The organism is Acinetobacter sp. AB03 (assembly GCF_058107045.1).
Genome location: NZ_JBUEBA010000002.1, coordinates 1,223,837 through 1,235,734 on the forward strand (window position 1 = coordinate 1,223,837; position 11,898 = coordinate 1,235,734).

Annotated in this window: 9 protein-coding genes and 1 pseudogene; 4 read left to right on the top strand and 6 right to left on the bottom strand. The window is 41.4% G+C overall.

Going from position 1 to position 11,898, the window contains the following annotated elements:
* Positions 1–47: 47 nt before the first annotated feature.
* From ACY3FQ_RS06315 to ACY3FQ_RS06340, 6 genes and pseudogenes are all read right to left on the bottom strand, one after another.
* Positions 48–869: an ABC transporter permease gene (locus tag ACY3FQ_RS06315; protein WP_489773721.1), complete on the bottom strand. Its 822-nt coding sequence runs from the start codon at positions 867–869 to the stop codon at positions 48–50.
* Positions 869–1,827, bottom strand: a pseudogene (locus ACY3FQ_RS06320) (aliphatic sulfonate ABC transporter substrate-binding protein). Before ACY3FQ_RS06320 ends, ACY3FQ_RS06315 begins: the two are co-directional and overlap by 1 nt.
* 288 nt (positions 1,828–2,115) lie before the next feature.
* Positions 2,116–2,469 carry a hypothetical protein gene (locus ACY3FQ_RS06325; protein ID WP_026056476.1) on the bottom strand — a complete coding sequence of 118 codons (354 nt, stop codon included), beginning with the start codon at positions 2,467–2,469 and terminating at the stop codon, positions 2,116–2,118.
* Between the two features lie 480 nt (positions 2,470–2,949).
* Entirely contained in the window at positions 2,950–3,882 is a 933-nt protein-coding gene (locus tag ACY3FQ_RS06330) for a lipase secretion chaperone (protein ID WP_489773722.1), read from the bottom strand.
* 22 nt (positions 3,883–3,904) lie between these two features.
* Positions 3,905–5,227: a sphingomyelin phosphodiesterase gene (locus ACY3FQ_RS06335; protein ID WP_489774391.1), complete on the bottom strand. Its 1,323-nt coding sequence runs from the start codon at positions 5,225–5,227 to the stop codon at positions 3,905–3,907.
* 327 nt (positions 5,228–5,554) lie between these two features.
* Positions 5,555–6,589: an AraC family transcriptional regulator gene (locus ACY3FQ_RS06340; protein ID WP_489773723.1), complete on the bottom strand. Its 1,035-nt coding sequence runs from the start codon at positions 6,587–6,589 to the stop codon at positions 5,555–5,557.
* Positions 6,590–6,732: 143 nt separating this feature from the next.
* On the opposite strand from ACY3FQ_RS06340, the gene ACY3FQ_RS06345 reads away from it, so the two are divergent.
* The 4 genes from ACY3FQ_RS06345 (at position 6,733) to ACY3FQ_RS06360 (ending at position 11,841) form a co-directional block, all read left to right on the top strand.
* Positions 6,733–7,503: a 3-hydroxyacyl-CoA dehydrogenase gene (locus ACY3FQ_RS06345; protein WP_151836002.1), complete on the top strand. Its 771-nt coding sequence runs from the start codon at positions 6,733–6,735 to the stop codon at positions 7,501–7,503.
* A 245-nt stretch (positions 7,504–7,748) separates the two neighbouring features.
* Positions 7,749–8,885 carry an acyl-CoA dehydrogenase family protein gene (locus ACY3FQ_RS06350; protein ID WP_489773724.1) on the top strand — a complete coding sequence of 379 codons (1,137 nt, stop codon included), beginning with the start codon at positions 7,749–7,751 and terminating at the stop codon, positions 8,883–8,885.
* A gap of 256 nt (positions 8,886–9,141) precedes the next feature.
* Entirely contained in the window at positions 9,142–10,776 is a 1,635-nt protein-coding gene (locus tag ACY3FQ_RS06355; RefSeq protein WP_489773725.1) for an AMP-binding protein, read from the top strand.
* Positions 10,777–11,070: 294 nt separating this feature from the next.
* Positions 11,071–11,841, top strand: coding sequence for a HesA/MoeB/ThiF family protein (locus ACY3FQ_RS06360; RefSeq protein ID WP_279043099.1), 771 nt, complete (start codon positions 11,071–11,073; stop codon positions 11,839–11,841).
* Positions 11,842–11,898: the final 57 nt, after the last annotated feature.

Here is an 11,898-nt window from a genome sequence, read left to right on the forward strand (position 1 = left end):
TCCCTCCAAAATAAAAGCGCATTCGATGCGCTTTTATTTTTTGTACCTTATGTTCCAAATACGTTGCGCCAACGCAGGAGCCAAGTCTCGATGGCCTTCATGATGCTATCACTGAATTTTCCGAGCACGGCTAAAAGAATAATCGCTAAGATCACAATATCAGGACGTGAAGTTTCTCGACCATCACTCAGTAAGTAGCCAATGCCTTGTGTTGCTGCAATGAGTTCTGCGGCAATCATAAACATCCATGCCAAACTTAAACTGTTGCGCAGTCCCGTTAAAATACCCGGCGATGCCGCAGGCAAAATAATCTGTTGCACTTGTTGCCAGTACTTCAGTCGATAGACTTGTGCGACTTCGATGAGCTTGCGATCGACACCTTTAACAGCCGCGACCGTGTTGGTATAGGTCGGAAAAAATGCGCCAATTGCAATTAGAGTAATTTTCGATGCTTCATCAATTCCCAACCACAGTAAAAGTAGAGGAATCCACGCTAAGCTCGGGATGGATTTGATCGCTGAAAAACTAGGTTCTAAAAATGCTTCAACCTGTTTATTGAGTCCCACCAAAATCGCAAATATTAAAGCTAGGGCACTCCCAATAAAAAAGCCTAAAAACACTCGCCATGTACTGGTCCATACATGCATCCATAAATCGGCCTGCCATAAATCTAGAAAGGTTTGCCATAGACTACTGGGTGCAGGCAATAAATAAGGTTCAATAAAACCTGCACGAACCAGATATTCACAAGCAATCAGTAAGAGCACTGGAAGGGTGATCGCTTTGAGAACACTCTTCAATTTCAACTGAAATGAGGAACTCTTTTTCACTTCAATAGGTAGAAAAGAGCTCGCGACTGACTTGGTCATTATTTGCTTACAACCTTTTGTGCATATTGTGGTTTAAACAACTGAGTCACGACTTGATTAACATTGGTGCCTTTACGAACTAAGTCTTCTTCATTCAAAATGCCGCCAGACTTTTGTAATGCGGCAATCTGTTTGGCTGACGGAATGTTTTGATCAAAATTGGTACGGCTTAATTGTAATTTTGCGACATTCAACGGAAGTTTGGACTCACGTGCCAATAACTCCGCCAACTTCTCTGGATTAGCTTTGGCCCATTTACATGCTTGCTCATAAGCTTTAATCACTGCTTCAATGGCTTCGGGACTTTGCTGAGTAAAAGACTCTTTGACACTGAGTACGCTATAACTGTTAAACCCAATATTTCGATACAACAGTTTTGCGCCAGATTGCACTTGTGCGGATGCCATCAATGGATCTAAGCCTGCCCAAGCATCGATTTGACCACGTTCTAAAGCTGTTTTGCCATCAGGATGCTGTAAATGAACCAGTTGGACTTCACGTTTATTTAGACCCACTGTATCCAACGCTTGTAAGGTAAACAGAAAAGGGTCTGTGCCTTTGGTCGCGGCAATTTTTTTCCTTTTAAGTCCTTTAGGCTTTTAATTTGGGAGTTTTTAGCAACCACCAAAGCAGTCCATTCAGGTTGGCTCTGGATATAAACAGTATTGATTGGACTGCCGTTGGCACGACTGAGTACGGCTGCAAGTCCTGCGGTTGAAGCAAAATCGACACTGCCGCTATTTAAATATTCCAGCGAGCGGTTACTGCCTTGGCTAAACACCCATTTAATTTCAGTCTTAGGTAAGGCTTTTTCTAACAGTTTTTGTTCTTTCACCACAAGGCTGGTTGGTGCGTAGTAGGCATAATCGAGTTTAAGTGTGTTTGGAATAGCGGCATGGGCATAAGAGCTGATCAGACCTAAAATCAGTGAAGTGCTCAGTAGTTTAAAGTTTTTCATGTTGCATCATTTAAATAAGTTCATTTGTGGGTTCTTTTAACCTTATGTATGCGAAAAATAAAAAAAGAAAAATAGATAACAAAATATTAAATTGAAATAAGTAGATGATATTAATTTAAGTGATTGAATTTTAATAACTATATTGAGGAGTGTAGAGGTTGTGCGATATAGAATAACTTTAAAAAAGCATAGAATAATTTCTTCTTATATGAAGATTACATAACTAAATCATTCATTTTGAATGTAAAAAAGCGACTGCAATAGTCGCTTTTTAAGGGGGGTGTAAGCTTACATAGGATAGTCTTGTAAGCTGTCAAACACTTCAACTTGCTCTAAAGCATCAGTTTCAAGTGCAAGACAAAGCGTCACAATTTTCTTTAGATCAGCTAAATATTGTTCATCTTTAAACGATGCACCTAACTGCAGGGCTTGAATACGGTCAGCGCTAATATCCAACGCTTGAGCAGCTTCAATCGCATTAACTTCATTAAAAAATGCAGTAACAGCATGATTTAATTCAAGGTCTGATGCATTGAGAATACCTTGACCCAGTTGCTCTTCAAATTGTGGGGTAGGAGACTGCAAAGCTTGAGTAAAGTTTTGCACCAGACGTTGATCGAGAACATCAATCATTTTAAGCATGTCATAACCTTTAAAAGAAATAAGGTGATTAAACAGGGGGAGTACAGCCGGAAAATAAGCATTAAAGAATGCTTTAAAATTGGTTGAAAAATAATCCATTTTGGAACTTTTTGCAAATAGATTCCGATAAATGAAAGATGGATTTGTTAAGTGAATGAAAAGCCTAAATTTATTGAATAGAGTGCCTGTTTAAATTTTACACTATTGTTCTAATGGACTCGGATCGATCAAACAGAAGTATTCAATGTAAAATATTGTGGAGTTTTAATCAAAAAGTTCTTTTATTTTTTACCTAATTTATTGAATTATAATAACTTTATTTAAATTATCATTGCAGTGCTCTTTATTTTACGCATCACTGATGTGAACTCAAAACATTGTGGAATTGCAATTTATAAGGACATGCTAAAGCAACATGAGGTATATCACCTTGTTTTAGCTGTCTTTGTTTGATGTGGAGAATGATGAACGTTTAAGCCACTAGTTAAAGTGCTTTTGCCTCAGTTGTTCTAGACGGAGTTGATATTGCTGTTGCCATGCACTTTCAGCTAAGTTTTGTTTTTGTTGGTTCATTTCTTGGTTTAGAGCAGCAAGTTCAGATTGATAACTGGCGATCTGTTGTTGTTGTCGAGCGACTTGTTGTTCGCGTTCAGCCAACTGCGCCGCTTCTTTGCCTGAAAAGTAGCTGTTACGAATTTGTTGGGTAATTTCTTGCTGTTGTATTGGGTCGGTGACGCCAATTAACGCCAATTTAAGGGCTTTATCGTAACTACCACTTTGACCATCAATATTTTTGCTCGGGTTTTTATATTGTTGTTGTAATTGTGAAAGTTCACTCAGCCGTTGTTGTAAGGTCATGTGCGGTGCGCGGCTCAAGAGCTCACCATAAGCAAACTGATAGCTGGCAAATTCTTTTTCTTCAGCAAAGCCGAGTTGTGTTTCTTGCTTACCTAAAGTCTGTTCACGTAAGTTCCAAATCTCCTGATAACGCTGTTGTGGTGTCATTTGTGTGGACATGGTTTTAGCTTGCATTTCTTTTTCGTACAGTGGTAGGCGTTCTATCAATTGTTTTAAAGTCTGGGCAAACTGCTGATCTGGATATTCGTCCAATACCTGTTTTAATAAGGCCTGACAGTTGGTATCGGGGCAGTTTTGCTGTAACTGGTTTAAGAATTGTGTGATATTGCCCGGATTTTTTTGAAAATGTTGAATGATTTTTTGGATGGATTCTTGTTGCTGTTGTTGCTGCATTTTTGACTCGTCATTGTTTGCAGCAGCAAGCTTCTCTTGCAAACTGCTGGGTTGAGCAGTCTCCGTAAGGGACGGTGAGGATGCCTGAGTTTGACCCGATGTGGCATATGATGAGCCAAGGCCCAACCATATCACCACACCGATCACGAATACACTCAGCACCAAAGCGCTTCATTGTTCTTCCTTATGGGTTGTATTGGAATTGACCCATTACTGGGAAATGGTCAGATAAGTCCCAAGTCATAAATAAGGGATCGGCAGACGAACGAAGAATGCGGACATCGTTACGTGCTTGCATAGGCTGACGGTGGTTATTGGATGACACCACGTAGTCTAAATACTCTACGGTAGAGCCACCCGTAAGTCCTGCACCTGCGAGTTTATTCACTCGTGGATCGAAGGTCGATTCGGTATATCCTGTGCTGACTGGGACCGTACCATTCAAGTTGATTTGCATTTGCGCATAATCTTGCGGCCACAGGAGTTTGTTGACATTAAAGTCACCGCCCATGAGCACGGCATCAAATGATGGAATATTTTGCTTATCGACCAAAGCGCGGATTTGCTTAAATTGTTGCTGGCGCATATCACGTGCCGCGTCGGTATCAAACGATGCGGTATGCGTGGAGGTCACATGATAGGCTTTGCCATTCTTGAGAATTTCAGCATAAATCACGCCTTTATCGGCAAAACAGTCAATGCCTGTACAGCTCGGATAAATAAAATGATCTGTTTTTACAATAGGATGGCGACTTGCAACCAATATGCCGCTGTCATAGATATTGAAACCTGAACCGATTGGAATATAGGTTTGGTACGGATATTCCTGCGCTAATTTGGCCAACATGGAGGTACGACCAGAAGCAAAGGTTTCTTGGAACAAGATTGCGTCGTAGCCTTTTAGGTTTTGCGGCAGTTGTTCTAAACGCGAATCAATTTTACTTGCCACTAAAGGAAGAGCATAAATATTGTAGGTTAAAACTTTAAACTCATCGGCACTGTTGGCAACGGGTTCTGATACGGTATTTTGATGGATAGTGTAGTGGAAATCGTCATAACCACCAGTGTATTCAGCTTTAAAAGCAGTCTGCGCTGCTTTTCCTGCATAATTGGTGTTGAAGCGCTGAATATTACGATCGTTGAACCATGGTGCAGAGAAATCACTGCCAGATGCAGAGTGTTTAATATCACTGCCAGACCAAGTGCCAGTCATGGATTGCTTTAGGGTGACGCTTGAACCACCGCCTGTAATCACGGTATCAAAATTATAAGTTTGACCTGACTTTACCCCAGTATAACGGTTAAAACGCAGTACACGTTTGGTTTCATAAGGTGCAATTTGGGTGGCTTCTTGAGCCCATTGACTCCCTTGAGTTAAGGTGCGTGTACCATGATGATTAATATTGACGGATACCGTTTCTGGGGTAGTATTGGTCACATAAATGTATGAGTCTGCTATCGCTTGCTGACTGCATAGCAATAATGATAACCATCCGATATTTTTCATTAAGTTTTTATTTAATTGGGTGCTCATGTGTTCCCTCCATGATGTTTTTATTCAATATTGTGTAAAACAATATGACGAGATCACTATGGCAGGTAATTTTTTTAAGTCAGTGACAAAGTGCGACAGCACCCTGATTTTCCGATGAATGAGCATCAAAAATTCAATTTAATTTATAAGCTCTGTTGACATTTCATTTGGCCAATCAAAACCAAACCCAGAACAATAGAATGTTGAGGTTTACTTTAACGAGAGAATGGTATGGGTTGGTTATTAGTTATGTGGAAAGAGCAAGAGCGTCACGTAGTTGTTTATATAAATCTACTGAAATTAAGCATCCTTATTTTGACGATAAGCACCGGGGCTGACCCCAGTCCACTTTTTAAAAGCTCGATGGAAAGCACTCGGATCATGAAAATTGAGTTCAGTGCTAATGTCTTGTAATGATACTTGGCTGTTACTGAGTAGCTCAATCGCCATATCACGGCGTATATCATTTTTGAGCTGTTGATAACTAAAACCTTCACTTTTCAGTCGTCGCTGAATAGTCGCCTCAGACATATTGAAATGATGGGCAATTTCAGACAGTTCAAGCCACTGGATCGGGGGTTCTTGCATTAAATAGCGACGAATTTGAGAACTGGTTGAATGTGGATTTTTATAACGGGTCAATAAAATATGTGGGGTTTGCTGAATAAATTGATACCACGATTTACTGTCCTGTTTTATGGGCATTTTTAAATAATTGGCATAATTGGCATCGAACTGAATATAGTTTTCAGCCATTTGATACTGGATATTTTCACAAAAACGAACTTTGTAATCGATGTCATCTGTAGGTGTATCACATTTGAGTTTAATTTGATTCAAAATCACTCGTTGCCCAACCAGCCAACACATTAGGGCATGAATTAGCATGATGTAAGTTGCGTAACTAAACATACGCTTGGGCTGTTGTCGTTCGTAAATCACAATATAGGCATAATGTTCTTGTACCATGAGCTGACTGCTAAAGTCGTCTAGCACCAGATTCATAAACTGCAAAATATGCTGAATGGCTTGGTCCAGCTGGGTGGTGTGTAACAGTGATTTAGATAAAAACTGAAAACTGCCACGGCGCATAGCATGGCGATCCATTCCAAAAAACTCATCATTCATCACATTGGCCAGTTCAGTCCAGAGCTGTGCATATTGATTGACTGAGACCCGTGCTTTTGTCGCACTTAACAATTCGCTATTGATGCCTGCATTTTTCAAAATATCAGCAACTGCATATCCCTGCTTTTCAGCTTCAAACAATGCTTCGTGTACCAAAGCAATTGAAATGGAATCTTTTTGGGCATTTGCATGTTCCGATGCAGTCATAGTGGCTTCCATATTTTTATTGTGCATTTTGAGCATTGTCCAAAACCATCATGGAAGATGCAATATTTGGAAATTGTACTCAAGTGCTTCTGTGTTTACATTTCTTCTTAAGTCGTAGCATTCAATCATACAAGGAAAAATAAATGAAGATTCAAGGGAAGGTTTTTGTCGTCACGGGTGGAGCATCGGGTTTAGGTGCAGCAACAGCACGTCATTTGATTGAACAAGGTGCGAAAGTCATTTTGGTGGATATGAACCAAGCTTTAGGTGAAGAGCTCCAGCGTGAGTTGGGTGAAAATGCTCAGTTTAAAAGCCTCGATGTTACTGATGAGCACGCTGTGCAAAGTTTCTTCCAAGAAGTCGAGGCTGAATATGCACAGTTGAATGGTTTGGTGAACTGCGCAGGTGTAGCGCCTTCAGCCAAAGTGTTGGGGCGTGATGGTATTCATGAGCTGGCGTTATTCCAAAAAGTATTAAACATCAATGTCTCAGGTACTTTCAATATGCTGCGTTTTGCTGCGCAGTTAATCGCGAAATATGAACTTCAAGCTGGTGAAGAAGAGCGCGGAGTGATTGTGAATACAGCTTCGGTTGCAGCCTATGATGGACAAATTGGCCAGACCGCTTATGCAGCCTCTAAGGGTGCTGTTGTCTCGATGACTTTACCACTGGCACGCGAGCTAGCACGTGAGAAAATTCGAGTGATGACCATCGCTCCGGGCATTATGGAAACGCCAATGTTGAAGGCGATGCCGCAAAATGTACAAGACGCGCTGGGTGAAATGGTGCCATTTCCGAAGCGTTTGGCAAAACCTCAAGAGTTTGCTCAGCTTGTAGGGCATATTTTTGAAAATAGTTATTTGAATGGTGAAGTGATTCGTTTAGATGGCGCAATTCGTATGCAGCCTAAATAAGTTAGATTTTTATAGAAAATGATGATCTGTACAGCTGCAAATTTCTAATCGAATTAAAATAGCGTTGTATCCGTATTCATTTTCTTTTGAAGGATCAAAAGAAACAAAAATCCTTTTCGAAACTGAAGATACATCCTTGTATCTCAGTTTCGGAGGCGACATCCATGTCGCCGTCACACCTATCCAAATGCTGTAAATAGTAGAAATTTTGAACTGAATATAATTGATATAGAAAAGGGCATCTAATGCTTTTAAATGAAGAACAAAAAATGGTTCAGGATATGTTGCGTAGTTATTCGCAGGAAAAACTGAAACCAACTGCAGCTGAACGTGACAAAACCGCACAGTTTCCTGCGCAAGAACTTAAAGAGCTGGGTGAGTTAGGTGCTTTGGGTATGACTGTTTCACCTGAGTGGGGTGGTGCAGGCTTGGATTATATTTCACTGGTGGTGGCACTTGAGGAAATTGCAGCAGGTGATGGTGCGATTTCGACCATTGTCAGCGTGCAAAACTCACTGCCGTGCGGTATTACCCAGCGCTACGGAACTGATGCACAAAAGCAGAAATATTTAAGCAAACTTGCCACAGGTGAGTGGTTGGGATGTTTTTGTCTCACTGAACCACAAGCAGGCTCAGATGCAGGTGCGTTGGAGTGCAAGGCCGTTCGTGAAGGTGAGGAATGGGTGCTGAATGGAACCAAACAATTCATTACCACAGGTAAGCATGCGCAAGTCGCTTTGGTTTTTGCAGTCACAGACAAAGCTGCGGGGAAGAAAGGCATTTCTTGCTTTTTAGTCCCAACAGATACCGAAGGCTATATTGTCTCTCGTATAGAAGAAAAGATGGGGCAGCACTGTTCGGATACGGCAACCATTGTTTTGGAGAACTGCCGCATTCCTGCTGATCATTTGCTAGGTGCTGAAGGCGAAGGCTATAAAATTGCGCTTTCAAATTTGGAGTCGGGACGTATTGGTATTGCTGCGCAATCAGTGGGCATGGCTCGCGCCGCTTTAGATGCTGCGGTTGAATATGCCAATGACCGCAAAGCCTTCGGTGTTGAAATTGTGCAACATCAGGCAGTTGCTTTTCGTTTAGCCGATATGGCGACGCAAATTGAAGCGGCACGTCAGTTAATTTTCCATGCAGCCGCTTTGAAGGATGCTGGATTGCCATGTTTAAAAGAAGCCTCTATGGCCAAATTGTTTGCTTCAACTATGGCGGAGCGTGTTTGTTCTGATGCGATTCAAATTCATGGTGGCTATGGCTATGTTTCAGATTTTCCTGTTGAACGAATTTATCGGGACGTCCGTGTGAGCCAGATTTATGAAGGAGCGTCTGATATCCAGCGTCTTGTGATTGCACGTGAAGTCACCAAGGTTTAAGTCGAATCAGTTTTAGACCTTGGTCGATGTTCAAAGCCTGCATTTTCATTGAGGGATTTGGAAATTGTAGGTGCATTTAAAACATGGTTATCTAGGTACAGCAGTTAGTTACCAGTATTAAGTCGAGCAGCTGATGCTCTATTTTTTCAAACAATAAGGACTGACAATGACGTCAGTTCAACGCTTAAAACGATAAAGAATATGGACGGCCAAAGTGGATTTGGCCTTAAAAAATGGATAATGCGAGGTTGTCGTGATGAAGACATTAGAACAAGCCCATCAAGAATTTAACTATGAACAACTGATTCAGGAACAATTGGTAGGCCAACCCAATGCAATCAATGCCTATATTGAGTGCTGTCAGCGCTATATCGGGCAGCAAAAAACAGCACTCATCTGGGAAGGAAAAAATGGCGAGTCTGAGCAATGGAGTTTTGAACAGCTCGATGTTGCCTCAGCGCAGTTGGCAAATTATTTTAAAAGTATTGGGATTCAAGTGGGTGACTGTATCGCAGGGCTGTTACCGCGTACGCCTGAACTGTTGATTACGATTTTAGCAACATGGCGGATCGGCGCGATTTACCAGCCTTTATTTACTGCTTTTGAGTCGAAGGCGATTGAACATCGAGTTTTAACTGCAAACACCAAATTGATTGTCACCAATGCAGAGCAACGTCCAAAATTAAATCACGTTGAGGTCAAACATATCCTGACTGTGAATGCAGGAACAAACTTAACTAGCAATGAAGCTGATTTTTGGCAGGAAGCAAAACAACAGTCCGATCAATGTCAGGCTGTTTTATGTAACTTTGATGATGATTTCCTGATGATGTTTACTTCAGGCACCACGGGTTTGGCCAAATCAGTACCTGTCCCTTTAAAAGCGGTTTTGGCTTTTAAGGGTTATATGCAACATGCAGTCGATTTAAGAGAAGACGATTCTTTCTGGAACTTAGCCGATCCGGGCTGGGCTTATGGGTTGTACTACGGCATTACTGGCCCGCTCAGCTTGGGGCATAGCATCATTATGGATGAGCGTACATTTAGTGTTGATCATGCAGTTGAAGTCATTAAAAAGTATCGCGTCAGTAACTTAACGGGTTCGCCTACAGCTTTTCGGATGTTCTTTGGTTTTAAAGAAAAGTTTGATCCTTCCATTAAGACCCATTTACGCGCCGTCAGTAGTGCGGGTGAGCCTTTGACCCCAGAAGTGATTCATTGGTTCAATAATGATCTGAATGTCAACATTTATGACCAGTATGGACAAACTGAGTTGGGCATGGTGATTGCCAACCATCATGCACTGGAGCATGAGAAAAAAGTCGGCTCGGCAGGCTTTGCCAACCCAGGACACCGCTTTGCTGTACTTGATGTCAACCACCAAGAAGTCAAGTGCGGTGAAATAGGAACGTTGGCGATAGACTTTAGCCAGTCACCACTGACATGGTTTAAAGGCTATGGTGGCAATAATCGTAAAGCCTTTGTGGGACAGTATTATTTAACAGGTGATACGGTCAAGCTGAATGAAATTGGTGGTATCGACTTTGTTGGACGTGCTGACGATGTAATTACAACGTCAGGCTATCGAGTCGGACCTTTTGATGTCGAAAGTACCTTACTTGAGTGTGCGGAAGTACTCGAGTCAGCTGTGATTGGTAAGCCTGATCCAGAGCGTACGGAAGTGGTGAAAGCTTTTGTGGTGCTGAAACCACAGTACCAAGCATCTAAGGAATTGGATAGCAAACTTCAAGCCTATGTGCGCTCACGTTTATCTAAACATGCGTATCCGAAAGAAATAGAGTTTGTTGAAAGTTTGCCGAAAACGTCGAGTGGCAAAATTCAACGTAATTTGCTGAAACAGCAAGAAGTGGCAAAGATGCAAACCATATAAGCTGCCATTTAATTTAAAAATAAAAGGGTCTTAAAGCTAAAGCCAGTCAGTTCTAATAGGCTGGCTTTTTCTTTTAAACATTTATAGTAGCATGTGACTTGTGGAACACCGCTCGAAATATAAATAGCCTAAGTAAATTTGACTAGATAAATAGTATGATTCAATCTCCGTAACTTAAAAGTCAAAAAGTTGAGCTATCTAAAGCACATAGCATTGATTGAATTTGTGCATGGCTAACCTTGGTTTCATGGGTATAATTCGCCATCAACATTTTCTTTAGCAAAAGGCTGAATCATGGACGAGTTAGATGAAAGTCTAGAACTCAGTAATGCTGAAATGCACCTCTATAGTCGTCAGATTTTATTGGACGGTTGGGATATAGAGGCACAAGAAAAACTCAAGTTGGCCAATGTACTCATTATTGGCTGTGGCGGCATTGGTTGTATGACTGCGGAGTTATTGGCACGTGCTGGCGTAGGGAAAATCACCTTGATTGATGCTGATACCATCGAAGTGAGCAATCTCCAAAGACAGATTGCCTATGTAGAAAACAATGTCGGTTTTTATAAAGCAGAGGTTTTAGCCCAGCGTTTAAAGCAGATTAATCCCTATATTCAAGTCCATGCACATGCCGTAAAACTTGATACAGCCAATGCATCTAGCTTAATTTTAGGTCAAGATTTAGTTCTTGATGGTTGTGATAATTTTACGACACGGTATTTGGTCAATCAGCAGTGTAAAGCAGCCAATGTTCCACTCATCAGTGCATCTGCCATTGGTTTTCAAGGGCAGCTGTTTATGGTGGAAGGTGAGTCCGCTTGCTATGAATGTCTGTTCCCGAAAGAAGAACATGCGAGTGAAAGCCTACGCTGTGCAGATTCGGGAGTTCTCGCCACCACGCCAAACGTGTTGGCCAGTCTTCAAGCGCACCATGCACTCTTATATTTGGGTTTAAATGTAACCGCACTTAAACAACGCCTGTTGCTTTGGGATGGTCTAAGTATGAAACAACGTTTGCTTGCTTTCGAAAAAGATACAGATTGTCCAGTTTGTCAGGCAAGATAAGCCTGCAATTTTTTCATTCTTTGATACACTCAATACAATTTATTTTTGACCGATATT

Coding starts and splice junctions, on each gene's coding strand:
- ACY3FQ_RS06315 (WP_489773721.1), bottom strand. CDS start 869: ATGACCAAGTCAGTCGCGAGCTCTTTTCTACCTATTGAAGTGAAAAAG.
- ACY3FQ_RS06325 (WP_026056476.1), bottom strand. CDS start 2,469: ATGCTTAAAATGATTGATGTTCTCGATCAACGTCTGGTGCAAAACTTT.
- ACY3FQ_RS06335 (WP_489774391.1), bottom strand. CDS start 5,227: ATGAAAAATATCGGATGGTTATCATTATTGCTATGCAGTCAGCAAGCG.
- ACY3FQ_RS06340 (WP_489773723.1), bottom strand. CDS start 6,589: ATGACTGCATCGGAACATGCAAATGCCCAAAAAGATTCCATTTCAATT.
- ACY3FQ_RS06345 (WP_151836002.1), top strand. CDS start 6,733: ATGAAGATTCAAGGGAAGGTTTTTGTCGTCACGGGTGGAGCATCGGGT.
- ACY3FQ_RS06350 (WP_489773724.1), top strand. CDS start 7,749: ATGCTTTTAAATGAAGAACAAAAAATGGTTCAGGATATGTTGCGTAGT.
- ACY3FQ_RS06355 (WP_489773725.1), top strand. CDS start 9,142: ATGAAGACATTAGAACAAGCCCATCAAGAATTTAACTATGAACAACTG.
- ACY3FQ_RS06360 (WP_279043099.1), top strand. CDS start 11,071: ATGGACGAGTTAGATGAAAGTCTAGAACTCAGTAATGCTGAAATGCAC.